The sequence below is a fragment of the Sphingobacterium sp. G1-14 genome (assembly GCF_002196555.1).
GTDB lineage: Bacteria > Bacteroidota > Bacteroidia > Sphingobacteriales > Sphingobacteriaceae > Sphingobacterium > Sphingobacterium siyangense.
Map to the genome: position 1 here is coordinate 867,956 of NZ_CP021381.1, position 26,375 is coordinate 894,330.

Here is a 26,375-nt window from a genome sequence, read left to right on the forward strand (position 1 = left end):
GATCTGTGCTTCCTATATTATGCTTCAACTAATTTTTGACGAATGACATTTTTGTATTCTCTTGGGAATACCTTAATGAATTTATTTTTTTCTCTTGACCAATTTTGTAGAATGAAATCTGCTCTACGACTATTGGTGAGTAAGATATGACGTTTCAGTAAGGCGATAATTGCAGTTTCGTCTTCACTTTCCAATGGATCTAGATCGACCATTTCCTGATTGCAGTTTTCGCGGAAATCCTCGTTAATGTCGTAGATCCATGCGATACCACCGCTCATTCCGGCAGCAAAGTTACGACCCGTTGCCCCTAAGATCAGCGCACGGCCCCCAGTCATGTACTCACAGCCATGGTCACCAACACCTTCAACTACAGCTGTTGCGCCTGAGTTACGTACGGCAAAACGTTCACCGGCCTGTCCGTTGACGAATAGATGTCCGGATGTTGCTCCAAATAGTGCAACGTTGCCGATAATGATATTATCTTCCGGTACAAGAGCACTTTCTGCAACTGGATAGATTGCTAACTGCGCTCCTGATAGTCCTTTTCCAACATAATCATTGGCTTCACCTTGTAATTCAAATGAAAGACCCTTTGTTGAAAATGCACCGAAACTTTGTCCGGCCGAACCTTCAAATTTGAAATTGATGGTATTGTCAGGTAGACCTTCAGAACCATAGAGTTTTGAAATTTCATTGGATAACATTGTTCCGATGGTACGGTCTGTATTTTTGACCTTGAATGTGCCAAATACAGGAGTTTTGCTGTCTAAAGCCAATTTTGACTGTTTTAGAAGGCCCCAATCCAAAATCATAGCCATGCCGTGATCCTGCTCTTCGGTATTGTATAACGATTGTCCAGGCTCGTTGCGTTCCACATGTAGAATGTCTGTGAAATCAATTTTCTTAGCTTTCCAATGGTTTATATTCTCGCGTTTTTTCAAGAATTGAGCTCTTCCCACCATTTCGTTGATGGTACGGAAGCCTAGATAAGCCATAGTTTCACGGACCTCCTCCGCGAGGAAGGTAAATAAGTTGACAATATCTTCTGGTTTTCCAGAGAATAATTTACGTAGTTCTGGATCTTGGGTTGCAACACCTACAGGACATGTATTCAGGTGGCATTTACGCATCATGATACAGCCGCCGGCAACCAATGCTGCTGTAGATACGCCCCATTCCTCAGCGCCCAATAGTGTAGCGATGATGATGTCGCGACCTGTTTTTACCTGGCCGTCCGCTTGTAACACAACACGGCTGCGCAATTTGTTTTTAACAAGTGTCTGATGCGCTTCTGCAAGGCCTAATTCCCAAGGTAGTCCAGCGTGCTTGATTGAACTGATTGGAGATGCACCTGTACCACCATCAAAACCTGCAATAAGAATGACGTCGGCATGGGCTTTTGCAACTCCGGCAGCAATGGTACCAACACCTGCTTTAGAGACCAATTTTACGTTGATTCTTGCTTGACGGTTAGCATTCTTTAGGTCAAAGATCAGCTGGGCTAAATCTTCGATGGAGTAAATATCGTGGTGGGGTGGTGGTGAAATCAGACCGACACCCGGTGTAGAGTGTCTGGTTTTTGCAATCCAGGCATCCACTTTGGGACCCGGTAATTGACCTCCTTCTCCCGGTTTGGCACCTTGGGCCATTTTGATCTGTAGTTCGTCCGCTTGTGTCAGATAATTGGACGTGACACCAAAACGAGCCGAGGCAACCTGTTTAATTGCCGAGCGCATAGAATCTCCATTTGGAAGCGGTTGATAACGCAATTCATCTTCTCCACCTTCACCAGTGTTCGATTTTGCACCGATGCGGTTCATGGCGATGGCAAGGGTACTATGCGCTTCGTGGGAAATTGATCCAAAGGACATCGCTCCGGTTGCGAAACGTTTTAGAATTTCACTAGCAGGTTCTACTTGCTCCAATGGAATAGAATTGCGATGTTTTGCAAAGTCCAACAATCCACGAAGAGTAAACATATGTTCCTTCTGCTCGTTGATTTTCTGAGCGTATTTTTTATAGGTTGCGTAATCTCCGGTGCGACAGGCCTGTTGCAATAGGTGAATCGTGTCGGGATTCCAAAGGTGGCCTTCACCGCGGCGTTTCCATTGGTAAATACCGCCCTCTGGCAATAGATTTTGCGGTGTACGGCTTTTTTCAAATCCACGCCAGTGTTTTGAGAGGGCTTCTTTGGCAAGATCATCTAATGTCATGCCACCGATACGTGAGACTGCTCCGCAGAAAAATTTATCAACGACAGATTTGTCGATGCCGAGTACCTCGAAAATCTGCGCTCCGTGGTAGGATTGCAATGTAGAGATCCCCATTTTTGAGAAAATCTTCAACAAACCATTATTGACGGCCTTGACGTAGTTTTTGGATAATTCTGGCCAAGTGAGCTCTGTATCTAAGGTATTTTGTTCCTTCATCGTACGGATGCTCGCCAATGCCATATACGGGTTGATCGCAGTGGCACCGAAAGCTAATAGGCAGGCAAAATGGTGCACTTCCCAAGCATCACCGGCTTCGACCACGAGACCTACAGCGCCACGGTTACCTGTTTTGATCAAGTGGTGATGGACTGCTGAAACAGCAAGTAACGATGGTATTGCTGCATGTTTGGAATCGATCGCACGATCTGAAAGAATTAAGACTTCAAAACCATCACGTACGGCATCATCCGCATAGCGGCACAAGCGTTCCAGACCTGCTTCCAATGATCCAGGCTTACCATCTGAGCGGAAATAAGACTGAATGGTTTTTGCTTGGAACAATCCTGTGTCGATCGAACGCAATTTCTCCAGTTCTTTGGAGGTCAAGATTGGATGCGGTAAAGTCACACAGTGACAGAATTTCTTGTCTTCGATCAGTATATTGCCTGCATTACCGATGAATGTTGCTAAACTCATGACCAAGCGTTCGCGAATCGGATCGATTGGAGGGTTAGTTACTTGGGCAAAAAATTGTTTAAAATAACTTGAAATATGCTGTGGTTGATCGGAAAGAATGGCCAGCGGAACATCGGACCCCATTGAGCCTGTCGGTTCGTACCCTGTCAATGCCATTGGAGTCAGGATGGTTTCCAGATCCTCGCGGGAGAAACCAAATGTCTTTTGATATTTGAAAACGGAATCTTTGGAAAGATAGGTGTAGGTTACACGAGGCTCTTCCAGTTCTTCCAGTTTGATTTTGTAATTGTCCAACCAATCGCTGTAGGGCTGCTGGTTGATCAGCTGATCTTTTACTTCGTTATCGGTAAGGATACGGCCCTGTTCCATATCGACAAGAAAAATCTTGCCTGCTTGTTGGCGGCCTTTTTTGATGATGGTAGACTCCTCGATCGGAAGTGCTCCCGCTTCAGAAGCAACAACGACGCGGTCGTCTGAGGTTACGGCATAACGTAGTGGACGTAAACCGTTGCGGTCTAGTGTAGCACCAATATGCTTACCATCGGTGAAGCAGAGGGCTGCAGGACCATCCCAAGGCTCCATCAACGTCGCATGGTATTCGTAGAAAGCACGTTTTAAAGGATCCATTTGTGTATTGCCATCCCAAGCTTCAGGTACCAACATCAACATGACGTGGGTGAGGCTACGACCGCTGTGTAAAAGAAGTTCCGCTACATTGTCGAGGCAGGCCGAATCGGACTGACCACGGTCAACGATTGGAAGTAAGATTTCCATCTCTTCTTCCGTAAAATAGGGCGATGATAAAGCGCGCATACCTGCATAAAACCAATTCAGGTTACCTGTCAACGTATTGATCTCGCCATTGTGTGCCAACATACGGAATGGTTGAGCAAGCGACCATGAAGGGAAGGTGTTGGTGGAAAAGCGCGAGTGAACTAAGCCAAAAGCAGATACCACACGAGGATCGCGTAAATCAAGATAATAAGTTCCGACCTGGTATGTTGTTAATTGACCTTTGTAAATAATTGTTTTGCAAGAAAGCGATGCAAAGTAAAGCGGGAGAGGATATTCTTGTTGTTGTTTAACTTTTTGAATGATCAGGCGACGTAGTACAAAAAGTTTGCGTTCAAATTCTTCAGTGTTTGAAACGCCGTCCGGTCTGCTGACAAAAAATTGGACAATTTCAGGTTCTGCACTGAGCGCTGTTGGTCCAATACCTTCACGATTGACTGGTACTGGACGGTAGCCAAGGAATTTCATACCCCTTTCTGTTGCCGCTTCCTCAATCAAATCCCGACATATTTTGTTCATGTCTTCTTCTTTAGGAAGAAAGACCATACCTGTGCCATAATAACCTGGCTCTTCCAGTTGTATACCCAAGTTGATACATTCTTCCCATAAAAATTCATGTGGAAGCTGGATCATGATACCTGCTCCGTCACCGCTTTCTGGGTCACAGCCACAAGCACCGCGGTGTTCCATGTTTTCCAACATGGTTAATGCATCTTTTACTTGTGCGTGTGATTTATTCCCTTTGATATGGGCGACAAAGCCTACCCCACAGGCGTCATGCTCAAAATTAGGGTCGTAGAGGCCCTCCGTTTTCGGTCTTTGTTGAATCATCTTTCCTTTTCAAATATTATACATTGCTAATATAGGAATAAAAAACGTAAATATTGTAAATATTCTAATGAAAATGTGTTTAATTTGATTTTATCATTTCTTTTGAAGTGTTTTGTTGCTGATATTGTATTTGGTATTCGTGGCTGTTAATACAGTTTGATGCGTAGCTGAATAATGCAACATTTGGCAATATTTTTTTGTGCGATATGGAAAAAGCATCCCAAGATTGCGAGAATATATATAAATTAGGCAAAGTATTGCATATCCTTTTATGCTGTATCGACATGGCTTAACTAAAGAGAATGAGATGAAAATAACTGAAATTGAAATTTATCGACTAAGCATTCCTATGGAACCTTTTGTCATTGCGACAGGGACAATGGACTATGCGCAAAATACTTTTATACGTATATATACCGATGCCAATATATATGGTGTGGGCGAATGTTCTGCCTTTCCGATGATCGTTGGAGAAACACAAGATACTTGCTTAGTTCTGGCTAGAGATTTTGCAAAGATCTGGAAGGGGCGCGATCCTTTGGCCATAGAAGAGCGTTTGGCTGAATTGGATTTGTATATTGCCGGTAACAAAACGATCAAATCGGCTTTTGATATGGCCTTGTATGACTTGGCCGCCAAACATGCTGGTCTACCGCTTTATCAGTTTCTAAAGGGAACGAAACGAGAGATTACGACAGATATCACTTTAGGAATTGCGTCTCCGGAAGAGATGGCGCTGAAGGCAAAGCGTTTACAGGACGAAGGTGCGGTCATGTTTAAAGTTAAACTGGGGAAGGAGCCAAAAACGGATATTGCGCGTATTCGTGAAATACGTAAGGCTGTTGGATTCGAAATGCCTATTCGCGTGGATGCAAATCAAGGCTGGTCTTATGCGGGGGCAATAGAAGCTTTGCAGGGGCTAGAACCTTTTAAGATACAATTTTGTGAGCAACCAATGCGTACCTGGGATGACGAATATTTACCGCAATTGCGCACAGAAACTATTGTTCCCGTGATGGCGGATGAATCTGTTTATTCTCACCATGACGCAGAGCGTCTCTGTAAAGCTGATGCTTGCGATTATATCAATATTAAATTTTCCAAATCAGGAGGTATTCAAGAGGCCTTAAAAATTAATCATATTGCTGCGGAATACGGCATTACTTGTATGATCGGAGGAATGCTGGAATCTCGCTTGGCTTTGGCTGCTAAGGTACATTTCGCGTATGCTGCCCCAAATGTCAAGTTTTTTGATCTGGACACATGTATGGTTGGCCATCTGGAGGATCCTGTTATCGGTGGTATTCAATATGACGGATACAAAATACATATCTCAGACCAAATTGGAATCGGGGCAGATATAGACCAAACTTTTTTAGATCAATGCGAGAAATGGATCATTTAAATTGGAAAAAAAATTATGAATAGTATGAACTGGGGAATAGGGACACAAGAGATTATTGTCCTGATTATTATCATTATCTTTTTGGTAGCGGCCTATTTGTTTTTCTCTAAGTTATTGAAAAAGTAGGTTTTAATTTCTTTTTTTTGATTGAATATCTTCTGTAAACTTATTTTTAAGTTTTATAACTTATTTTTCAGTTGTAAAACTGAAAAATAAGTTATAGCTTTATGTTAGCATAAACAACGTATCAAATTATGGAAGAATTAACAAAAAAAGAAGAGGAAGTCATGCAGGTGATCTGGAAGCTCAAAGAGGTCTTTGTCAAAGATATTATTGAGTATCTGGATCCAAGTGGTTCCATACCCTATAATACAATCTCCTCGATTGTAAGAATATTGGAAAAGAAAGAGTATGTAGGTTATAGAGCCTTCGGAAAGACTTATCAATATTATCCTTTGATTTCGAAGATGCAATACCGAAAGTTATCATTCTCAAGAGTGCTCGATCATTATTTTGATTATTCGGTTGAAAACTTACTGTCTTTTATGGTAAAAGAAAAGAAGCTTTCGGCGAAGGATATTCAGAAAATAGAACAACTCATCAAAAAACACGAAGATCATGAATAGCTTACTTTATTATTTATTTGAAGTTAACTGCAGTCTGGTAATCGGGGCAGTTCTTTATTTTCTGGTATTCAGACAGCTTTCATTTTTTCAATGGAACCGTTATTTTATCCTGGGTTTATGTTTGTTGAGTCTGCTTCTGCCATTTGGAACTGTACGTTTGGGCGAACTATTTCTTTCGCCGACAAGTCCAGTGCTCGCTTTTGAACAATCGAACACAGTTGCTCATTCGATAGGAGCTTCGGGTGATCTCGTATCTGAAACAGAAATGGTCGATTCTTTCTGGCATTCCTTTTCGATTGGATATGGCATTGCTTATGGTTATCTGCTTGTATCTTTTGTTTTGTTATGCCGATTTGCGTTACGCTATATCCGCTTAGGCCGTCGTATTGGACAGCTGAGTCAGTATAAATTTGAAGGATTTACGATGGTTGCTCCCTTTGGACATTATGCAAATTGTTCAGTTCAGCATGTAATTGTTATGGAAGAAGATCAGCTTGATACACCAGATGGAAAATTGATTTTTGAACATGAGAGCCAGCATATTGTTTTTAAACATCGCCGGGATAAATTGTTTATAGAAATTTTTCGTTGCCTTTTTTGGCTAAATCCATTTGTTTATTGGATGCGTAGACAGTTGTATTTGGTGCATGAATATCAGGTTGACGAGGTATTGGCCAATCGATATGGTAACACCCGCTATGCCCGTTTTCTACTGACTTTAACACAACAGCCCTGTCCTGCTGGATTGCAGAGCAGTTTATTTAACAATAGGCATGAGCTGGTTGAACGGGTTCAGGCCATGATGGCAAAACCTTCCTCTAAAAAGAAAAGATGGCAATACGTGCTGACCGTTCCTTTATTAGGCCTTTTACTGCTATTTTACTCTTTTATTAATCCACCAATGCATTCCTGGTCTATCTTTTATTTTGGAAAAGAAAGAACTACGAAGACAATTGTCCTGGATCCGGGGCACGGCGGGAAGGATTCTGGTGCAACGGCATATTCTGGATTGATGGAAAAATCATTGACCTGGGAAACCTGTTTACTTTTGAAACAAGAATTGGAAAATAAAGGCTATAAAGTGATATTATCGCGTGGAGGTGATGAATTTAAATTGTTGAAGGAGCGTTCCAATTTTGAAGGGGATTTATTGCTTTCCATTCATTTTGATCGTGTAGAAACAAGAGAAGAGCTTCCTATTCGTATTCTGTACCAATCGGGGGTCACCAACGATATATTGGAACAGCATAATCAGAGGTTTGCATTTAGCCTAGATCAGAATCTAATCCAAAATGGATTATCGGTGAATAGGCCTCAGATCAGTACAAAACATGTTGTTTTACGTAGTGCTAAAATACCGGCACTTCTTCTTGAGCTGGATAACATCAATGCCATTGATAAAAATGTGAAACCTGATTTTGTTCAGAAATTAGCCAATGCAATAGATCAAAGCTTCGAATACTAAGCTTCGATCGAAGGAGAAGCGTCACGTTTATAATCGCAGCCTAGGAATACCATTTTTTTTACATTTGTTAAAAAAATGTGGTCTATACGCGTTTTGAATCTCTATTGGGACGAAAATAGATTATATTCAGTACCTTTGCGATACTTATTATTTTATAAAAGTTAGAAAATATCATGAGTACTCAAAAAGGACCTATTTCTCAATTTATTGAGCATAATTACCGTCACTTTAACGCAGCTGCATTAGTAGATGCTGCAAAAGGTTACGAGGAACATCTATTGGATGGTGGAAAAATGTTGATCTCTTTGGGAGGTGCAATGTCTACCGCTGAATTGGGTGTTTCTTTGGCAGAAATGATCCGTCAAGATAAAGTACACTTTATTTCTTGTACTGGTGCTAATTTGGAAGAGGATGTGATGAACCTTGTGGCACACTCACACTACAAAAGAATCCCGAATTATAGAGATTTGACAGCTGAGCAAGAAAGAGAGCTATTGGATAATCACTATAATCGTGTTACAGATACTTGTATTCCGGAAGAGGAAGCTTTCCGTCGTTTGCAGAAACATCTTGAAGATGTTTGGCATGCTGCTGAGGCTAAAGGTGAGCGTTACTTACCACATGAGTTTCTTTATCAGGTTGTTAACTCTGGTGTGTTGGAGCAATATTATGAAATCGACCCAAAAGATTCTTGGATTGTTGCTGCTGCGGAGAAAAATTTACCAATTGTATGTCCAGGATGGGAAGATTCAACGACAGGTAATATCTTCGCTTCCAATGTGATCAAAGGTAAATTGAAAGCGAGTACTGTTAAATCTGGTATTGAGTACATGATTTACTTGACAGAGTGGTACCGTAACAACTCAGCAGGTAAAGGTGTTGGATTTTTCCAAATCGCAGGTGGTATTTCTGGTGACTTCCCAATCTGTGTAGTTCCGATGATGTATCAAGATCTTGAATGGGAAGAAGTACCTTTCTGGGCTTATTTCTGTCAAATTTCAGATTCAACAACTTCGTACGGTTCTTACTCTGGTGCTGTTCCAAACGAGAAAATCACTTGGGGGAAATTAGATATTGATACACCTAAATTTATCGTAGAATCTGATGCGACGATCGTTGCGCCATTAATCTTCTCGTATATCTTAGGTCATTAATCTTTTTGACATACAGAAAGGAGCGATTCTTCGCTCCTTTTTCTTCTTTATCTTTACTGTCTAATATTTCTTTTTCCGATGAGCAATCTTACAACAGATAACCCCGTTGCACTTCAGACCTTAATGGATGAAACAATCTTTGGTAATGGTTTTGATTTTCAAGCCGATCTGTCTACACATCCTTTACAGGAGGAGAATAGTGCTCATGCGCAAGCAGCTGTTGTACAAGCATCATCGGAAATGAAGGATACCTCGTATGTGGCGGTGGGCTTAGGTGCAGAGAAAGCCGCTGTAGCTATTGAGTCCGGCAGGGACGGCGATACTGTTAATCATCTGGAGGTATTGGGTGGTGAATTTATATATCAAGGAAATAAGGATCAGGGAATACTCTTTATTTTGCGTTACGAGCAATACCCCTATTTTTCTCCAGCCGCATTGGGCGCTTTTGAAAAAACAATTGGTGCTTTGAAATTGACGAAAGAGACCGTTGCGGTACTCAATTTGGCAAATCCCCATAACCCGAATGATTTTAAGCGTATTATGCAGTTTTTCCAACCGACTAAGATTATATTGTTGGGTGTGGAACCCGCGTCTTTGAAACTTCCATTTATTGAACATAATTCCTACATGAAAGGCCGTATTGCGACGGTTTTTAATACGTTCAGTTTTGAAGAGATGTTTGTTGATGTGAATAAAAAGAAGCTGTTCTGGAATGAATTTAAAACTTTTATCGTATCATAATTTGTAAATGGGATTAACTTCCAACTTTTGCGACGGTTCTTCAATCTTTCTGCAGGTTAAGCCGAATAGGTAACATGTAAGCAACACGAACGGATTCGCCTTTATATACCCTTGGGATCCATTTCTTCGATTTTTTGATGACAGCTATTCCTGCATCTCCAGTGCCAAATCCGAGGTCCTGAAAGATCCTAAAATCAGATAAACTACCATCCTTTTCAATAAAAAAGCCAATAAGTATTGTGCCACTTGCACCAGCTTTTAAAGCTTTTGATGGACAATTATAATTATTTGAGATAAATTGCATTAACTTCCCTATTCCTTCAGAATAGGTCGGGTCAATATTATAATTCGTAGAATCGTAACGTGATATAGTTCCATCGTTTTTGGTCATTTCGCCATATAACAGATTATCATCTTTATAGTATTCTTTGAATGTATGTGGGATAATATCAGTACTCTTTCCTTGCCATTCACCTTCACGCTTGTTATTAACTAAAGGGCCTTCTTCAAAATCATTTTTAAATCCGGTTTTAAAATGTATAATCCCATTCCCATTTTCAATTTTTCTTATTCCCAAAGAATCAAAATAGGCTAGATATTGTGTGGTACTATTATATTGCCAAGTTATGTTATTGGTTCCATTATTAAGTGTTATTAAGTGGATTTTTCCAGATGGATAATAATAGTAAGCCGTATCGATCAAATATCCTTTAGCATTAAATGTTTCTTTGCTTTTAGGCATGCCATCTGGGTAGTAGGTCTCTTTATGCCCGATATAATTATAGGGTACCTTACCGGACAACGATATTCCGCTTGTTTTGACTTTATCATTACTCACAAATTTTTCCAAAACAATATATTGCTGTTTACCATCTTTAAATTCGGGAGTAACTTTTCTTGAATAATAGGCTTTGTTCATATCTGTTGTATGATTTCCGGTTTCGTCCAAATAATATTGGGCGTTGGCCTTGCTAATTCCAAACAGCAATAAACATAATAATTGTAATAAGACTCTTTTCATAAATAAGATATTTAATCTCCAGAAGTTATTTTAAAACTAAGCAAATCAAACGGGGGCAAGCCGTAGCTCACGCCCGCATGTAACATGTACTATTTAATCTTCTTTGCGATTAATTTTCCTAGCGATTTACCTGTCTTGGCATAACCTTCTGCCATTCTATCGTTGTTGTTTGCGACACCACCATAAGCACTTCCAGGAGCTTTTTCACTATCTATTTCCAGCAATACATGCGATGGATTTTCTGTTTCAACAAATTTAAGAACTGTACTCACTTTGGCAGCCTGTGCCATTACGCCAGCATACCATCCTGGGTAAATCCATATGGATTGCACAATAAGTGTATATTTCGCATTTGGATTTTTGCTGCTTTCGATATTCACATTTCTGTTCAGTAAAGAGATGAATTTATTCTGAAAATCATTTGCTTTTGATTGTTCCCAATCGGATTTCCAGATTTCTCCTTCCATTTTTCCTTTGCTGTCGGAAATCTCCTTTACCCTTCTTTTGACATATTCTTCCTCTGAGATTTTCTCATTGTAAAACGTTAATGGGGTATAATCAAATTGAACATTTAGCTCTTTCTGATCTTGTAAAAAATTAAAATTTCCGGATAGAACTTTTAAGCTTTGTGCGATAGAAACCGCAGGGATAGCCATCAATACAAGTAGCATTAATTTAATTGCAACATTTAAACTTTTCATTTTTGTTAGTGGGTTAATAATGCGTAAATATAAATTAAAAATTCTTTTCTTACCAAATGTGTATTACGAAGTAATTTGAAGCTGGATCTGAATACGTGTTGTAATTCTTTATTAAGGATTGGGGTTTTTCGGGAGGGAGGTATAAATAGCATAGTTTCGTAAGTATTTCTTACTTTTGGATTTTACTTTATTTTCAAGAAGATGCTAGAACTAGTGTTTGCAACCAATAATGCCCATAAACTAGAAGAGGTCCAAGCGATCGTTGGGGATGCTTTTGTCATTAAAAGTTTAAACGATATTGACTGTCAGGATGATATTCCAGAAACAGGTATAACATTTGAGGAAAATGCACAGCAGAAAACAGACTATTTGGTTAATAAATATGGCCTTTATTGCTTTGGTGATGATTCGGGATTGGAGATAGACGCATTAAATGGTGAACCGGGAGTTTATTCAGCACGTTATTCCGGATCGAGGGATATGGAAAAGAATATTGATCTTGTCCTGAAAAATTTAGGCGATAACCCCAATCGTACAGCGAGATTCAAAACAGTTATTTCATTATATTTGAATGAGCAGCAGCACTTTTTTGAAGGAAGTATCGAGGGGAAAATTACTGAAGAACGCAAGGGTATTGATGGTTTTGGTTATGATCCCATTTTTATTCCGAATGGCTATGATAAAACTTTTGCGGAGATGACTGCCCTGGAAAAAAACAGCATAAGCCATCGCGCGATTGCTGTCGGTAAACTTGCTGAATACCTAAAAACAAAATAGGTTATATTAAGGAACTCATTTGAGTTGTAAAATAGAAATTTCCATTTATCTGAGGTAGGGAATGAGCACATCTGATAGGATCAGCAGATAACTTAAATACAAAAAAGCAGCGCAAAACAATTTGTTTTGCGCTGCTTTTTTGTGCGACTCAGTATTGGCCGGTTATTTAGCTTTTACTTTTGTCTGTGTACTATCTTGTGCAGGTATTATCGCCGATTTACTAGTTGTTGAGTCGGACTTTGCAGCTACTTTGTCAGTTGCGGTCTTAACACTTGTTTTTGTAACGTTAGCTTTATCCGTTATTTCAGATGGCTTAGCTGTTTTGGTGACAGCGCTTGATTTATTGTTTGTAGCGTCCACCTCTTTTTCTTTCTCGAGCGTTTCGTTAGCACCAGCTTTCTTGGCGGCACCCTTTTGAGGGGTAGTTGTTTTATCGCCTTTTTTAATAGACTTCATTGTTCCAGATTCTTCACCTTCTGGTGCCGCCGGAACCGTAAATGACGCTTTTGAAAGATCCCTTTTTCGATTTAATAAATCATCTTTTGATTTAGGTCGATCTTCGGGGCGCCAGGTGAAATTCGGAAGAAACTCCTTGTCGGCCGTGACTTCAGCAATAGGATATACTTTGCCATCGACTTTCCGAATAGATACATATTCCTTCAGCTTATTATCTTCCATCAAGATCTTGAAACGACTGCTTCGATCATGGACAAGCTCAGTGGTTATATTGGTCTTTTCATCAATATTGTAGAATATATTTTCAGCGTTGCCATCAACAAACAGACGTTCCATACGGTTATTGGTAAAAAAGCTGGTAATCTTCCGACCTTTAATCTGATTGAATTTCAATGAGTCACTTGTTGCGTTAACCATGAAAGCGTTACCGACGAGTAGCGAATTGTCCAATTTTTGATTCTTTACCTGTAAGAATATGGTATCTCCGGATATTTGTGAGTTTTCGGCCCACATCATTGGTTTTCCCATCAGTCTGAACATGGAATCTTGCATACCATAATACATAGAATCTGCTACGGCTTGCAAGTCCGATTTAAATAATCGGGCATTATAGTATGCCTTTATAATCCGTGTTTTGGCCGTATCCTGGGCGAGAGAATCCCGTTTACCCTGTTGGGCATTTTTTAAAGCTGCTCCCATCAGTTTATCGGATTCACCGCCTTTCGGGATGATCGCTTTTTTACGCAATACACTATCAGCCTTGAGATTTTTTTCAATTTCTATCTTGTTTTGGTCACCGACAATAGCTGGTGTTTTCTTTGCTGCAATCGGTTTCTTATTTGTAAGTGTATCTTGTACTTTTTTAATGCTCTTTTCAAGAACCGGTTTGCCGCTGTCTTTTTTAGGCAAACTGTCGATTCCCTTGTGAAGGTCATCTTTTATGTTTTCTAATGTACCTGTGGAATCAACTGTTGTTGAGCTGGAATCCTGGTCACCATAATCGACCTCATTATCATCCTCAATAGCCCCACCTTCACGATTCAATTTAAAATCTTTTGCAATATAATCCCGGCGAAATATCATCTGTGAGAAGAGCGTGTCGGCTGTCATAAAAACAGAATCTACCTGTGAATCAGCCTTAAGTGGTTTATTATTGCCGCTTTTGATATTTTTACCTGGATGTTCCTTTTCTTCTAGAGCAACTTGCGATGTAGTTTTATTTGATCTGAGGTCATCTTTGTGTTGTTCTTTTTCAATCTTCTTCAATTCTTTCGCTTCATTTTTTAGCTCTTTCTCCGATTTTTGTTGGACAGGAGACAAAGAAGATACAGAATCTTTTTGTGTTGAATCTTTTTTGACAACCGAAATGATCAGGGGTTTGTCTGTCATCGTAATGGATTCGTTTCTCCCGTTGTACAAACCAAATCCACCATAGGCATAAAATTTGTCTAAGGTATCAACAAAGACCACATTTTTTACGGCTTTACCGATTCCCACTTGTCTATCGTAGAATAGGCTGTCTCCCTTAAGAAACTTTGTCCCTTCTGTGTAGAGGTTGTTTTTAGAGAAATAAGCCTGGCCCGTTGCCATATGGTATCGGCCTTTTTCAGTATACAGGTTTTCCCCTTTATTTCCCTTGATATTGGTAGGCCCATAGAAATCAGTAATGCGAGTATTACCATTATATTTCATGGAGTCCGTGTAGACTTTTACATTGGTTGATCGGACCACAACTTTTTGATTGAAATAAGATTCCCCTGTATTTTCGAAATAAGTAGCTCGCTGGCTTGTAATTGTATCGCTTCCTGATAGAATACGCCCACCACTGTAATAATTACCGATTTTACTTCGCATATTATAGACAAGGTGATCGGTTGTCAGTATAGAGCCACTGGTGCTGACCATTCGTACAGCGCCCGTAAGTGTAGCGAGCTGCATGGCCGCTTCATAGTGTAATTTATTGGAAAATATCTGCGTACCGTCGGGTTGAGTAATGATTACATTTCCAAAGGCTTCAAAAAATTGTCTACCAATGTTGTCTTTGTGTAAATAGCCACTATCTGATGATAGCGTTGAGCCTACATGTTCATAGACTGGGCGGTAAAAGAGGATATTGCCGTCTTTTCCAGTAATAATATGGGATGATGAAAGAAGCTTTAGTTCATCCTGTTTCTGTGCTTGGACCGACAAGCCAGTTAAAATAAATACAATAAGTGTATAAATGTATTGTTTCACAAGGGCAAAAATATGGATTTTAATTGCTACTTCACTGGATTTCACAAATTTTAAGACTTGAATTTATCATTCGGACAAAATATACCGTAACTTTGTTATATGAATGTGCTGGAAAGACTAATGGGCTATATTGAAAAGGAGCATTTGTTGATGCCTCATGATAAAATATTGCTTACGGTGAGTGGGGGGAAGGACTCGATGTTAATGGCACATTTATTTGCAAAAGCAGGGTATACAATTGCTATTGCACATTGCAATTTTCAATTAAGGGGGGCGGAATCTGAAGGGGATGAAGCTCTAGTCAGAAAATTTGCAGCGGAAAATAATGTGCCAATATACGTGAAGCACTTTGATACACAAGCTTACGCAAAGGACCATCAGATTTCGATTCAAATGGCGGCACGGGAACTTCGTTATGCTTGGTTTGAGAAATTGCGACATGAGCTGCAGTTCGACCGAATTGCAGTAGCTCAGCATCTGAACGATCATATCGAAACGGTACTCCTGAACCTTTCACGTGGAACCGGTCTCCAAGGCCTCCAGGGTATTTTCCCTATCAGAGAGCGCATCATCCGACCACTACTTTTTCTGAAGGCTAGCGAAATTGAACATTTCGTGAATATGTATGGGATTGCTTATCGAGACGATCAATCCAACTTTTCAACAAAATATGCACGTAATAAAATAAGGATTGATATCATCCCACATTTTAAAAAACTTCAGCCAGATTTTGAGATGGTCTTCGAGCAGAATATCAATCATTTTAAGGAATCTTACCAGCTGTTGCAGCAATTTGTGGAGCCCATTCGGAGAAAGCTGTTTTACCCTATTGACGAAGGATGGGGAGTTCGGAAGGAAGATCTGGAACCCTATATAGATAATCTGCCTTTGCTCTATGAGTTGTTTTCGGCTTTTAATTTCTCAAAGCCGGTACTAAGTGATCTTCAACAAGCTTGGTCAAGAGAGTCTGGACGTATTTTTCAATCCGATGCCTACCATATGCTCCTGGATAGAAATGAACTTTTTATTCGTGAAAAGGAATTTATTTCACCCGATGAGGCTTTAATCACTTCCGAAACTTCAACTGTGGAGTGGAAACACTATTGTTTTCATGCCAATGTTTCTGCGGATCTAGCTATTGTCAAAGCGAGTGAGGTTGCAAAGCTGGATTATGATGTATTAGTTTTCCCGCTCACGATTCGATCATGGAAAGTTGGCGATAGCTTCTATCCTTTAGGTATGGAAGGGCGCAAGAAGTTGAGTGATTTTTTTATCAATAAGAAGATCAGCTTATTTGAAAAGGAAAATATCCCGATCGTGGTGAATGGAAATGGAGATATCCTTTGGGTAGCCAATTATCGCATGGACAATCGTTATAAAATTACCGCCAATACAAAAAAAGTCCTTACTTTAGTTTGCAGAACTGATTAGCAAGAAAAATTGTTGCTGCTAAAAATCATGGAAGGATCCTGAATGATACAAAATCCATAGAAGCAAAAATGATACTAATGAGGAGTTCAAATAGTAAGAGACAATGGTGCGAAGTCTCCAAATTAATAGCTAAATCTTAAGTAAATGAAAGAAGGTGTACTCTATTCGGAAAATCAATATCTAGGTCGTGACCGTGTTTGGATCAGCGTGCGTTTAGTGCTCGTACTTTTTTGTTTTACGGCATTTTATTTGAATTTAGACCATTTGATATCGAGCCAATTGTTCTTTATTGTAGGAGTAGGGATTATCATCACATCTATTGTCATGATGTATATGGTATTATTTCGTACGGAAGTATTTCAAGACCATATACTTATTAGTGGACTATGGTCTACTCGAGTCGTTAAAATCGATCTTGCCTCCATTACAAAAATAGAAAAGGCACCTTACAATACATTCTTTTTCAATAATCCTGTTTATAATCTGCACACTAAAGGAAAGATTAAATTCTTCGCTGGAGGCAAAAATGCTGTTTTTTTAACAGATAAAGATGGTCTTACCTACGTGTTGGGTACACAGCGCCAGGAAGAGCTCTATCGAATTATTATGGAAACAAAAGCGCGATTAGGAAAGTCTTAAAATTTGTTAATAAATTCTTATCTGACATTTTAAAGACAACAGTTTATCGAGTTATTGGTTAAATTTGATAAAATAGCAACGAATTAACTATGGCATTTTTAAAATTTATACTTATTACATTCGCTGTTTACTTTGTAGTAAGATTCTTATTTAGATTATTTTTACCATTTGCAATGCGTAAAGCAGCTGAAAAGTTGATGAAAAAAGCGCAGCAGCAGGGTGGAGCATACGGTAGCCAAGGATCAGGTGGTACCTTTTATTATGAATTTAATGGTCAAGGGCAACAGGAAAGTAAAAGGTCTCAGCCCGAAGGTAAGGTACATGTCGATTACATTCCACCGAAAGAAAGCCCTGAACGCAAAGGGACTGAAACTGCTGGTGAGTTTGTGGATTTTGAGGAAATAAAATAATTTTTAGCAATCCAAATAGCGTATCTTTGTGCTATGTGGCTGAAGCAACTTTCTGTTCTAAATTTCAAGAATTACTCGGAATCATCTTTGGAATTTCTCCCCGAGGTAAATGCGTTTACAGGGAATAATGGTGTTGGTAAAACCAATCTTTTGGATGCGATTCACTATTTATCACTCTGTAAAAGTTATTTCAATCCAATTGATTCGCAGCATATCAAATCAGGAAATGATTGGTTTATGGTACAGGGTGAATTTGATAAAGAATCCATTAGTGATTTCATTTCTTGTAGCCTAAAAAAAAATCAGAAAAAACAATTTAAAAAAAATAAGAAGGATTACCCGCGACTGGCTGATCATATCGGCTTATTTCCTTTGGTCATGGTATCCCCAAACGATAGCATCATCGTTACAGATGGGAGTGAAGAGCGTAGAAAGTTTGTGGATAATGTGATTTCCCAAACAGATAATAAATATTTAGATACCCTGATTATTTATAATAAGTTTTTAGCCCAACGTAACAGTCTCCTTAAACAAGCACGTCAAACCAGTGTATTGGATCTTGGCCTAATCGAAATTCTCAATTTTCAACTTGAAGAAGTTGGAAATATTATTTTTCAAAAAAGAAGGTCTTTTATGGAGGAGTTTCAGCCGGAGTTTGACCGACACTATCAGTTCCTCACCGAGGATGCAGAGTCTGTTCAATTACAATATGAATCGCCTTTAATGACAGATTCTTTTCTAAATATTTTGGAGAAGAATTTGGAACGTGACCGTATGCTGGAACGCACAACGCAAGGAATACATAAAGATGATCTGATCTTTACCATTCACGGTGGAATGCCTTTAAAGAAGTTTGGTTCTCAGGGCCAACAAAAATCTTTTCTAATTGCCCTGAAGCTTGCACAATATTCTTATCTCCAGCAGAAAAAGGGTTTTAAGCCCCTACTTCTTTTGGATGACATCTTTGATAAACTTGATGATCGCCGTACACATAAATTGATGCAAATGGTTTCAGAAGATGATTTTGGACAGATTTTCCTGACAGATACGGATTCCGTGAGAATTCAGCGAATCTTTGACGAAATCAGCCGACCTGTTCGTATATTTGATATTGAAGGAGGACAAGTCAATGTATAAGAAGCAAACTAAAAAAAGCCTGGAATTCATTCGATCAAGCGACGATATGACAATCAAGGAGGGGGTTGAGCGTCTTCTTGAGGCTTATAAACTACGAAGAAAATTTGATGAAACTTCGATCGCATCTGTTTGGCCTCAATTGATTGGTAAAGCTATCGCTAATCGCACACAGCAGCTATATGTTCGTGATAAAAAACTGTTCGTACGTGTGGAGTCTGCTGTGATTAAGAATGAATTGGCGCTTATGCGAAGACAAATTCTAGGAAGGGTAAATGAATATGTAGGTCACGTCATTATTGAAGAAGTCGTGATTTTATAAAACCTCCTTTCATGTTAGATCAACTCTTTCGAGATTTTTTTCCTATTTCTGAGGCTAGTGCCTTAAAACTTTTCTCAAACTTCGAGCGTATTGAATTAAAACGAGGTGAATATCTGATCAAGGCGGGCGATTACTCTTCCAATCTGTTTGTGATAGAATCCGGATTAATCCGTCAATATGCTTGGTCAAAAAAAGGAGAGTTTACGCAATGGATAGGTACAAGGAATCATTTTGTGACAGATCTTGCTTCTTTCATGTTTGACAGGGCTTCCATATGGAATTTCCAATGCATTAGCGATTGTACGGTATACCGTTTGTCAAAGTCCGATTACCAGCGAATGGAATCCGAAATTGTGGAATGGAATAAATTTGAGAAGGCTTTTTTGGCAAAATGCTTTTGTACCATGGAGCAGCGAATCTCGGATTTTATTTGTCTAACAGCGGAAGAAAGGTATGTCCAATACTTTGAACAACATAAATTATTATTCCAACAAGTTCCCCTTCAATATATCGCCTCCGTGTTGGGTATGAGCCCAGAAACCTTGAGTCGTATTCGAACAAAAATAAGTTCTTGATAAAAGTCAAGAGCGAGCTGCCTGTCTTTTTCTAGTTTTGTCCTGTAGCTGTTAACGAACAGCTTGCTTAATCGAACACGTAACCAAAATTTTATGTATTTATACGGTTCATAATAAGCTTGGAATAGTTTGTTTGCAGCTGTAATAATTGAAATTAAGACGAAACTAGAATAGCATCACATACGCTTTATCGTTATTTGAACACAGGTGAAGAAGCTTGAGCTATTTTGTCGTTTCAGCGATAAAAAGTACAAAATGAAAAAGATTGAAACGAGTATTCTCATTGATGCAATAGCAGAAGAGGTTTGGCAGGTATTAAGTGAATTTAAGGCTTATTCCCAATGGAGCCCAACAATCAAACAGTTTGAAAAGCAACCGGTAGTCGGAAAACGCTGCAAAGTCCTTTTAGAACAACCAAACGGATTCAAGATCAAAATGAATCCAAAATTCCTGTCTATTGAACAGAATAGCGAGCTGCGCTGGAAAGGAGATTTATTCTTTCCAGGTATTTTTGATGGCGAGCATTATTTTAGGTTAGAACAAGTGGGAGCTTCACAAGTTAGATTTGTCCAAGGCGAATTTTTTTCTGGATTGTTGGTTCCTTTTCTGGGAAAACTACTGATAGAAACAAAGCGCGGATTTGAACTTTTCAATATAGCGATAAAAAGACGGGTAGCGTATCGTTCTTAACTTTCCACAGGGATCTGTTAGTATAGTTTATTTATAAACACGATATTTAACAAATTTGTCGATGAATGTTATCTTATGCACATTTTTATGTGTATAACCCCCTAGTTTTACACATTTCGTCACTTTTTTGAATCCTTTTGGTTTGCGTTATTAACAATTAAGTGTTGATAAAGGAGTACTTATGCACATTTTATGTTAATGCATATAGGTCGGCAGGCTACTTATTAACATTTCTTGTGTTAATAAGTAGCTTGTTTTGTTGATAAGTATGTTGGTTGGAATAGTTTATGCACAAATTACCAACAATGCTGCTGGCGGGAATTTTGCAAATAGGTTAATAAGGGGAGTTTCTATTGAAAGTTGTTTTTTATAGGAATTGCTCCAAATCACCTTTTCCTTCACGAATAACATCAAAAGTTCCTTCGGTAACATCGACCACGGTAGATGCAACATTATCGCCATAACCGCCATCGATAACAGCATCAACTAGATCTTCGTATTTTTCATGAATTAATTCGGGATCAGTAGAATATTCAATAATTTCATCTTCATCGTGAATGGAGGCTGTCACAATAGGGTTGCCTAATTGTTTGACAATTTCACGAACAATATTATTGTCTGGAACACGGATACCCACAGTCTTCTTTTTGGAACTTAGGAGCTTAGGGACTTTAGTTGTTGCGTTAAAAATAAAGGTAAAAGGTCCAGGTAAGGCTTTTTTTAATACACGGAATACGGAGGTATCGAAGGATTTTGTGTATTGCGAAATATCTGTTAAATCATAGCATATAAATGATAGATTGGCCTTTTCTGGTTTTAGCCCTCTAATTTCACATACTCGTTCTATGGCTTTTTGTTGCGTGATATCACAGCCGATACCATATACGGTATCGGTAGGGTAGATGATTACACCCCCACGACGTAGAATATCAACCGCCTGTTCTATTGCCTTGGGGTTAGGATTGTCGTTATATATCTTAATTAGCATTTTCTATTTTTGTTAAGTAACTGAATTAGGTTTAATCTTAGTCCCTGTTGTAGGATGTCAATGGGACAATGGTTACTATCTGAATTCAGATACGCTATATCTAAAAGAACAACAGCCAAAATATTTTGTTTTGGCTGTTGTTCTTTATATTAAAATTCTGCGTTTTTCGGCGTACGTGGGAATGGAATGACGTCGCGGATATTGGTCATTCCCGTCGTGAATAAAACGAGGCGTTCAAAACCTACGCCAAATCCTGAATGTGGTACCGATCCAAAACGACGTGTATCCAAGAACCACTCCATTTCTTCAGCAGGAATACCAACTTCAGCCATGCGATCGAGTAAGCGATCAAGATTTTCTTCACGCTGCGAACCACCGACCATTTCACCAATACCTGGGAAAAGAATATCCATGGCACGTACGGTGTTTCTTCCTTGCGCATCCGGCTCATTTTGCTTCATATAGAAGGACTTGATTTCGCGCGGATAGTCTGTTAAGATCACAGGTTTCTTGAAGTGTTTTTCAACCAAGTAGCGTTCGTGTTCCGATTGTAAATCAGCACCCCAATCATCAATTAAATATTTGAATTGTTTCTTTTGGTTTGGTTTGCTACGCTTTAATATTTCAACGGCATCGGTATAGGTAACGCGTTCAAAATCGTTTGTTAATACGAAGTTTAATTTCTCAACAAGATTTAATTCTGAACGTTCTGCAGCAGGCTTAGATTTCTCTTCTTCCAACAAACGATTGGTTAAGAACTCAATTTCTTCTGGACAGGTTTCCAAAGCATATTTAATCACATATTTCAGCAAAGCTTCGGCCAAGTCCATATTGTCCTCTAATTCATAGAAAGCCATTTCAGGTTCGATCATCCAAAATTCGGCTAAGTGACGTGTTGTATTTGAGTTTTCCGCTCTAAATGTCGGACCGAACGTATAGATGTTTCCAAATGCCATGGCACCAAGCTCACCTTCCAATTGGCCCGATACAGTAAGGTTCGTCGGTTTTCCAAAGAAGTCTTCTTTGAAATCGATATCTCCATTTTCTTTGCGTGGCGGGTTTTTTAAATCCAGGGTTGTAACCTGAAACATTTCTCCAGCACCTTCCGCATCCGAACCTGTGATGATTGGTGTATGCATGTAGACAAAGTCGTTTTCCTGAAAAAACTTGTGTACCGCAAATGCTAAAGCATTACGCACTTTGAATACCGCATTGAATGTTCCGGTACGGAAACGCAAATGCGCAATTTCACGTAAAAATTCTAAGCTATGCTTTTTGGGCTGTAATGGATATTTTTCGGGGTCAGAGTCGCCAATAATACTTACTTCAGTAGCTTTTACCTCAACTTTTTGCCCTTTACCCAATGATTCTATCAATTGACCTTTTACGCGAACTGCTGCTCCAGTGGTGATACGTTTTAAGATATCTTCAGGTGTATTTTCAAAATCGACAACTGCTTGAATATTATTGATTGACGAACCGTCATTGATTGCTATAAACTGATTGTTGCGGAAAGTTCTTACCCAACCTTTAACAACGACCTCTTTGCCAAATTCTGTGGCATTCAATAGTTCCTTTATTCTTGTGTGTTCCATCTTAATTTTTGGAGATTGACTTGTAAAAGATGCTTTGTTAAAAAAGCAATACAAAAATAAGCTATTCTGTTGGTTTATTGGTTATAAATGTTGATTTAATTCACTTAAAGATGGTTCGTTAACCTGCACAAGGAAAATATATGTTGAAATAAAGACAGGTGAAAACTCCAAGATTGGGAAATGGCACACAGCTCGTTTTGCTACGGAATATAGGTTTGCTAAGAGAACTTTTTGTCTGTGTGGCGAACGATAGGAAGAGTAGAAACAAAAAACGCGGACTATAACTAGTCCGCGTTTTTTGTTATGATGATTAAAGGAATTAACCTTTCAATACTTTCGTTACCAATTCAGCAGCTTCTTTCAATAAGATTGCAGAATAAACTTGTAAACCGGACTCATCAATTAATTTTTTCGCTTCTTCAGCATTCGTACCTTGAAGGCGAACGATGATTGGAACAGGGATGTTACCGATTTCGCTGTAAGCATCAATTACACCTTGAGCAACACGGTCACAACGAACAATACCACCGAAGATATTAATTAAGATCGCTTTTACGTTAGGGTCTTTTAAAATGATATTGAAACCAGCTTTTACAGTTTCAGCATTTGCAGTACCACCTACGTCCAAGAAATTTGCAGGTTCACCACCAGCTAATTTGATGATATCCATTGTAGCCATTGCTAAACCAGCACCATTTACCATACAACCTACGTTACCATCTAATTTAACGTAGTTTAGGTTTGATTCACCAGCTTCAACTTCCGTTGGATCTTCCTCAGTTACGTCACGCATAGCAGCGTAATCTGGGTGACGGTACAAAGCGTTCTCATCAAGATTTACTTTCGCATCAACTGCTAAGATCTTGTCGTCTGAAGTTTTTAATACCGGATTGATCTCAAACATAGAAGAGTCTGTAGAATCGTATGCTTTGTAAAGAGCGGCAACAAATTTCACCATTTCTTTGTGTGCAGCACCAGAAAGACCAAGATTAAAAGCAATTTTACGTGCTTGGAATCCTTGTAAGCCTACTTTTGGATCGATTTCTTCTTTGAAAATCAAGTGTGGTGTTTTTTCTGCAACTTCTTCGATATCCATACCACCTTCTGTAGAGTACATAACGATGTTACGTCCCTTAGCACGGTCTAATAATACAGACATGTAGAATTCTTTTGTTTCGCTCTCGCCAGGATAATAAACGTCTTGAGCTACCAAAACTTTGTTTACTTTTTTACCTTCAGGTCCAGTTTGAGGCGTTACCAATTGCATGCCAATGATGTCAGTTGCTCTTTGTTTGACTTCATCTAAGTTCTTAGCTAACTTGACACCACCACCTTTACCACGGCCACCAGCGTGAATTTGAGCTTTAACAACAACCCAATCAGAATTGTAGTCTTCTTTCATTTTTTTGGCCGCTTCCACAGCTTGCTCTGGAGTATCTGCTACGATACCTTCCTGTACGCGCACACCAAAGCTCTTTAGTATTTGCTTTCCTTGATATTCGTGAATGTTCATTTGCAAAAATATTTGGCGTAAAAATATAATTTTTTGGGGGATAAGACAAGGGATAAGTTGCTCTTTTATCTATTTTTTGACATTTAGACAAAATAAAATGGCTGGAATAGAGAAATAACAGCTTATTTATTCAAACTCGTGGTATCGTAAATTTATTTATCTTTGTCCTATGATGTTACATGCCAAAGGAATTCACAAAGCTTATGGGTCATTACCAATTTTGAAAGGTGTTGATATCGCTGTTGAAAAAGGGGAAATCGTCAGTATTGTTGGTGCTTCAGGAGCTGGTAAAAGTACACTGTTGCACATCATTGGTACCTTGGATAAACCTGATCAGGGAACGGTTTGCATCAATGGTGTTGATGTTCAAAAATTGAATGCTAAAAAGCTCAGTGCTTTCCGAAATGAACATATTGGTTTTGTTTTTCAATTTCACCATTTGCTGCCTGAATTTACAGCCTTGGAAAACGTGTGTATTCCAGCTTTTATTCAAGGAAAGGGGAGGTCCGAAGCGGAAGCTAAAGCAAGAGAATTGCTTGAACTATTAGGGGTTTCTCATCGTATTGATCACAAGCCTGCTGAAATGTCTGGCGGAGAACAACAACGTGTTTCTGTGGCTCGTGCTCTGATTAATGATCCTTCCATTATTTTGGCAGATGAACCTTCGGGTAATCTTGACTCAGAGAATGCAGCAGCTTTGCATCAGTTGTTTTTTGATCTTAGACATAAATTTCAGCAGACATTTATTATCGTTACCCATAATGAGGAACTTGCCCGAATTTCGGACCGAACGATACATATGCGCGATGGGTTAGTCGTGTAACAGTAATCCGGATTATAACTATATTTTTAATGAAGAAAATACTCATAACTTTCGGGACCAGACCTTTGGCGATGCGTATCACTAAAAGACTTGGGGCTGATTTCGAAATAGTATATGCAAGTTCAGAAGACATTCCCGAATTGCTTTTAGCGTCAGGAAAATATGTCAAAATTCCAAAAGGTCTTCTTCCTACTTTTGCACATGAGATACTCAAATTAAGTTTAGACCAACAGGTTGATTATGTGCTGCCTTTAGGTGGTTTTGAGCTGGAACCATTGGCTGCAGCCAAAGTTTTATTTGAGGAATATCAGATTTCAGTTCTTGTCCCCGATAAAGATCTGCTTGAAACTATTCCTGTTATGGAAAATCCGCCAGCTGATTTGCCTTATAGACTTCTGTCAAAGGGCAACGATTTATTGGACTCAGCGACTTTCGAAAGATCACTGGATGGATTGTTTGTTGCTTCGGATTCCGGGGAGGATTTAGCATTAATCTGTGTATCCAAATAGAATCTTATTTTTGTGGTTAGTGTCATTAAGGTTTTAACCCTGTTGACACAGCCCTTAAATTTTAAGCTTTTACATATCATGATGTTCCCAGAAGAAAAAAAGGTATATGTTTTTGAATTAGATGATGTTGTTTTTCCTAAAAAGGATTACTTACTTCAAGTATATTATCTTTTTGCTAATTTTATAGAATTTACAGAGACTGTTCCGGCTCAAGCAGATTTGGTTCAATTTATGAAAAATCACCTCGAGCATCAAGGTGAGAATTTATTGTTCGAACATGCGCAGCAAACTTTTGGATTTGATCAAAAATATAAGGAGAATTTTGAGCGGCTTCATGTCAATGCAATTTTGCCACTACGGTTACATTTGTTTGATCATATTACTACGCTGTTTAGGCAGTTAAAAGCCGCAGATAAACATGTTTGTATTTTGACGAAAGGAAATCCGCTAGAACAACTCAATAAAGTCAAATTTGTGGATTGGGGTGAATATGGGGATGCTGTAAAAGTTTACTTTAAGGATGAACTTGTTTTTAGGGGAATTGATCCATTGGAGTTCCTCGCCAATGAGTTTACGGTGGACACGACCGCAATTCAATTTGTAGACTAAGTTTACAGTCAGTATCTTTGTTGA

The 26,375-nt window shown here is 39.0% G+C and carries 23 protein-coding genes; 16 read left to right on the forward strand and 7 right to left on the reverse strand.

Going from position 1 to position 26,375, the window contains the following annotated elements; all coding sequences use genetic code 11:
• Positions 1 to 17 precede the first annotated feature (17 nt).
• Positions 18 to 4,532 carry a glutamate synthase large subunit gene (gltB, locus tag CBM24_RS03745; protein ID WP_088160254.1) on the reverse strand — a complete coding sequence of 1,505 codons (4,515 nt, stop codon included), beginning with the start codon at positions 4,530 to 4,532 and terminating at the stop codon, positions 18 to 20.
• Positions 4,533 to 4,839: 307 nt separating this feature from the next.
• On the opposite strand from gltB, the gene CBM24_RS03750 reads away from it, so the two are divergent.
• The 5 genes from CBM24_RS03750 (at position 4,840) to CBM24_RS27670 (ending at position 9,923) form a co-directional block, all read left to right on the forward strand.
• Positions 4,840 to 5,937, forward strand: coding sequence for a mandelate racemase/muconate lactonizing enzyme family protein (locus tag CBM24_RS03750; protein WP_075991068.1), 1,098 nt, complete (start codon positions 4,840 to 4,842; stop codon positions 5,935 to 5,937).
• 254 nt (positions 5,938 to 6,191) lie between these two features.
• Positions 6,192 to 6,563 carry a BlaI/MecI/CopY family transcriptional regulator gene (locus CBM24_RS03755; protein WP_088160255.1) on the forward strand — a complete coding sequence of 124 codons (372 nt, stop codon included), beginning with the start codon at positions 6,192 to 6,194 and terminating at the stop codon, positions 6,561 to 6,563.
• Positions 6,556 to 8,028, forward strand: a complete 1,473-nt coding sequence (locus CBM24_RS03760) for a M56/M15 family metallopeptidase (protein ID WP_088160256.1) — start codon at positions 6,556 to 6,558, stop codon at positions 8,026 to 8,028. The genes CBM24_RS03755 and CBM24_RS03760 overlap by 8 nt, the downstream gene beginning before the upstream one ends.
• A 173-nt stretch (positions 8,029 to 8,201) precedes the next feature.
• Complete coding sequence (locus CBM24_RS03765) at positions 8,202 to 9,182, forward strand: deoxyhypusine synthase family protein (protein WP_046674101.1); 981 nt, start codon at positions 8,202 to 8,204, stop codon at positions 9,180 to 9,182.
• A gap of 78 nt (positions 9,183 to 9,260) precedes the next feature.
• On the forward strand, positions 9,261 to 9,923 hold the full coding sequence (locus tag CBM24_RS27670) for a hypothetical protein (RefSeq protein ID WP_232475679.1): 663 nt from the start codon (positions 9,261 to 9,263) through the stop codon (positions 9,921 to 9,923).
• A gap of 40 nt (positions 9,924 to 9,963) precedes the next feature.
• Here the strand turns inward: CBM24_RS27670 and CBM24_RS03775 are convergent, their stop codons facing one another.
• Complete coding sequence (locus CBM24_RS03775) at positions 9,964 to 10,944, reverse strand: energy transducer TonB (protein ID WP_088160257.1); 981 nt, start codon at positions 10,942 to 10,944, stop codon at positions 9,964 to 9,966.
• 89 nt (positions 10,945 to 11,033) lie between these two features.
• Positions 11,034 to 11,645 carry a hypothetical protein gene (locus tag CBM24_RS03780; RefSeq protein ID WP_198386031.1) on the reverse strand — a complete coding sequence of 204 codons (612 nt, stop codon included), beginning with the start codon at positions 11,643 to 11,645 and terminating at the stop codon, positions 11,034 to 11,036.
• A 201-nt stretch (positions 11,646 to 11,846) separates the two neighbouring features.
• Between CBM24_RS03780 and CBM24_RS03785 the strand changes: the two genes are divergently transcribed.
• The gene (locus CBM24_RS03785; protein ID WP_088160258.1) at positions 11,847 to 12,422 is read left to right on the forward strand and encodes a non-canonical purine NTP diphosphatase; all 576 of its coding nucleotides are present in this window, start codon (positions 11,847 to 11,849) and stop codon (positions 12,420 to 12,422) included.
• A 162-nt stretch (positions 12,423 to 12,584) separates the two neighbouring features.
• Here CBM24_RS03785 and CBM24_RS03790 read toward each other — a convergent pair whose 3' ends face one another.
• Positions 12,585 to 15,113, reverse strand: coding sequence for an OstA-like protein (locus CBM24_RS03790; protein ID WP_232475680.1), 2,529 nt, complete (start codon positions 15,111 to 15,113; stop codon positions 12,585 to 12,587).
• Positions 15,114 to 15,212: 99 nt separating this feature from the next.
• Between CBM24_RS03790 and tilS the strand changes: the two genes are divergently transcribed.
• The 7 genes from tilS to CBM24_RS03825 all read left to right on the forward strand — a co-directional run bounded on the left by tilS (position 15,213) and on the right by CBM24_RS03825 (position 20,314).
• Positions 15,213 to 16,544, forward strand: a complete 1,332-nt coding sequence (gene tilS / locus CBM24_RS03795; RefSeq protein ID WP_088160259.1) for a tRNA lysidine(34) synthetase TilS — start codon at positions 15,213 to 15,215, stop codon at positions 16,542 to 16,544.
• 144 nt (positions 16,545 to 16,688) lie between these two features.
• Positions 16,689 to 17,183 (forward strand): hypothetical protein, encoded by a 495-nt coding sequence (locus CBM24_RS03800; protein WP_088160260.1) that lies wholly within the window; start codon positions 16,689 to 16,691, stop codon positions 17,181 to 17,183.
• Positions 17,184 to 17,272: 89 nt separating this feature from the next.
• The gene (locus CBM24_RS03805) at positions 17,273 to 17,593 is read left to right on the forward strand and encodes a DUF4834 family protein (protein WP_088160261.1); all 321 of its coding nucleotides are present in this window, start codon (positions 17,273 to 17,275) and stop codon (positions 17,591 to 17,593) included.
• A 33-nt stretch (positions 17,594 to 17,626) separates the two neighbouring features.
• Positions 17,627 to 18,730 (forward strand): DNA replication/repair protein RecF, encoded by a 1,104-nt coding sequence (gene recF, locus CBM24_RS03810; protein ID WP_088160262.1) that lies wholly within the window; start codon positions 17,627 to 17,629, stop codon positions 18,728 to 18,730.
• A 46-nt stretch (positions 18,731 to 18,776) separates the two neighbouring features.
• On the forward strand, positions 18,777 to 19,049 hold the full coding sequence (locus tag CBM24_RS03815; protein WP_227550177.1) for a DUF721 domain-containing protein: 273 nt from the start codon (positions 18,777 to 18,779) through the stop codon (positions 19,047 to 19,049).
• An 11-nt stretch (positions 19,050 to 19,060) separates the two neighbouring features.
• Positions 19,061 to 19,624: a Crp/Fnr family transcriptional regulator gene (locus tag CBM24_RS03820; RefSeq protein WP_088160263.1), complete on the forward strand. Its 564-nt coding sequence runs from the start codon at positions 19,061 to 19,063 to the stop codon at positions 19,622 to 19,624.
• A gap of 255 nt (positions 19,625 to 19,879) precedes the next feature.
• Positions 19,880 to 20,314, forward strand: coding sequence for an SRPBCC domain-containing protein (locus tag CBM24_RS03825; RefSeq protein ID WP_088160264.1), 435 nt, complete (start codon positions 19,880 to 19,882; stop codon positions 20,312 to 20,314).
• A 367-nt stretch (positions 20,315 to 20,681) separates the two neighbouring features.
• Here the strand turns inward: CBM24_RS03825 and CBM24_RS03830 are convergent, their stop codons facing one another.
• The 3 genes from CBM24_RS03830 to sucC all read right to left on the reverse strand — a co-directional run bounded on the left by CBM24_RS03830 (position 20,682) and on the right by sucC (position 24,410).
• On the reverse strand, positions 20,682 to 21,302 hold the full coding sequence (locus CBM24_RS03830) for an L-threonylcarbamoyladenylate synthase (protein WP_075991081.1): 621 nt from the start codon (positions 21,300 to 21,302) through the stop codon (positions 20,682 to 20,684).
• A 149-nt stretch (positions 21,303 to 21,451) separates the two neighbouring features.
• Entirely contained in the window at positions 21,452 to 22,897 is a 1,446-nt protein-coding gene (gene asnS / locus CBM24_RS03835; protein WP_088160265.1) for an asparagine--tRNA ligase, read from the reverse strand.
• A gap of 319 nt (positions 22,898 to 23,216) precedes the next feature.
• Positions 23,217 to 24,410 (reverse strand): ADP-forming succinate--CoA ligase subunit beta, encoded by a 1,194-nt coding sequence (sucC, locus tag CBM24_RS03840; RefSeq protein ID WP_046674091.1) that lies wholly within the window; start codon positions 24,408 to 24,410, stop codon positions 23,217 to 23,219.
• A 172-nt stretch (positions 24,411 to 24,582) separates the two neighbouring features.
• On the opposite strand from sucC, the gene CBM24_RS03845 reads away from it, so the two are divergent.
• From CBM24_RS03845 to CBM24_RS03855, 3 genes are all read left to right on the forward strand, one after another.
• Complete coding sequence (locus tag CBM24_RS03845) at positions 24,583 to 25,233, forward strand: ABC transporter ATP-binding protein (protein WP_183043889.1); 651 nt, start codon at positions 24,583 to 24,585, stop codon at positions 25,231 to 25,233.
• Positions 25,234 to 25,262: 29 nt separating this feature from the next.
• Positions 25,263 to 25,742, forward strand: coding sequence for a hypothetical protein (locus tag CBM24_RS03850; RefSeq protein WP_088160267.1), 480 nt, complete (start codon positions 25,263 to 25,265; stop codon positions 25,740 to 25,742).
• A gap of 78 nt (positions 25,743 to 25,820) precedes the next feature.
• Complete coding sequence (locus CBM24_RS03855) at positions 25,821 to 26,351, forward strand: hypothetical protein (RefSeq protein ID WP_075991085.1); 531 nt, start codon at positions 25,821 to 25,823, stop codon at positions 26,349 to 26,351.
• The last annotated feature ends 24 nt before the right edge of the window (positions 26,352 to 26,375 follow it).

Coding starts and splice junctions, on each gene's coding strand:
- gltB (WP_088160254.1), bottom strand. CDS start 4,532: ATGATTCAACAAAGACCGAAAACGGAGGGCCTCTACGACCCTAATTTT.
- CBM24_RS03750 (WP_075991068.1), top strand. CDS start 4,840: ATGAAAATAACTGAAATTGAAATTTATCGACTAAGCATTCCTATGGAA.
- CBM24_RS03755 (WP_088160255.1), top strand. CDS start 6,192: ATGGAAGAATTAACAAAAAAAGAAGAGGAAGTCATGCAGGTGATCTGG.
- CBM24_RS03760 (WP_088160256.1), top strand. CDS start 6,556: ATGAATAGCTTACTTTATTATTTATTTGAAGTTAACTGCAGTCTGGTA.
- CBM24_RS03765 (WP_046674101.1), top strand. CDS start 8,202: ATGAGTACTCAAAAAGGACCTATTTCTCAATTTATTGAGCATAATTAC.
- CBM24_RS27670 (WP_232475679.1), top strand. CDS start 9,261: ATGAGCAATCTTACAACAGATAACCCCGTTGCACTTCAGACCTTAATG.
- CBM24_RS03775 (WP_088160257.1), bottom strand. CDS start 10,944: ATGAAAAGAGTCTTATTACAATTATTATGTTTATTGCTGTTTGGAATT.
- CBM24_RS03780 (WP_198386031.1), bottom strand. CDS start 11,645: ATGAAAAGTTTAAATGTTGCAATTAAATTAATGCTACTTGTATTGATG.
- CBM24_RS03785 (WP_088160258.1), top strand. CDS start 11,847: ATGCTAGAACTAGTGTTTGCAACCAATAATGCCCATAAACTAGAAGAG.
- tilS (WP_088160259.1), top strand. CDS start 15,213: ATGAATGTGCTGGAAAGACTAATGGGCTATATTGAAAAGGAGCATTTG.
- CBM24_RS03800 (WP_088160260.1), top strand. CDS start 16,689: ATGAAAGAAGGTGTACTCTATTCGGAAAATCAATATCTAGGTCGTGAC.
- CBM24_RS03805 (WP_088160261.1), top strand. CDS start 17,273: ATGGCATTTTTAAAATTTATACTTATTACATTCGCTGTTTACTTTGTA.
- recF (WP_088160262.1), top strand. CDS start 17,627: ATGTGGCTGAAGCAACTTTCTGTTCTAAATTTCAAGAATTACTCGGAA.
- CBM24_RS03815 (WP_227550177.1), top strand. CDS start 18,777: ATGACAATCAAGGAGGGGGTTGAGCGTCTTCTTGAGGCTTATAAACTA.
- CBM24_RS03820 (WP_088160263.1), top strand. CDS start 19,061: ATGTTAGATCAACTCTTTCGAGATTTTTTTCCTATTTCTGAGGCTAGT.
- CBM24_RS03825 (WP_088160264.1), top strand. CDS start 19,880: ATGAAAAAGATTGAAACGAGTATTCTCATTGATGCAATAGCAGAAGAG.
- CBM24_RS03830 (WP_075991081.1), bottom strand. CDS start 21,302: ATGCTAATTAAGATATATAACGACAATCCTAACCCCAAGGCAATAGAA.
- asnS (WP_088160265.1), bottom strand. CDS start 22,897: ATGGAACACACAAGAATAAAGGAACTATTGAATGCCACAGAATTTGGC.
- sucC (WP_046674091.1), bottom strand. CDS start 24,410: ATGAACATTCACGAATATCAAGGAAAGCAAATACTAAAGAGCTTTGGT.
- CBM24_RS03845 (WP_183043889.1), top strand. CDS start 24,583: ATGTTACATGCCAAAGGAATTCACAAAGCTTATGGGTCATTACCAATT.
- CBM24_RS03850 (WP_088160267.1), top strand. CDS start 25,263: ATGAAGAAAATACTCATAACTTTCGGGACCAGACCTTTGGCGATGCGT.
- CBM24_RS03855 (WP_075991085.1), top strand. CDS start 25,821: ATGATGTTCCCAGAAGAAAAAAAGGTATATGTTTTTGAATTAGATGAT.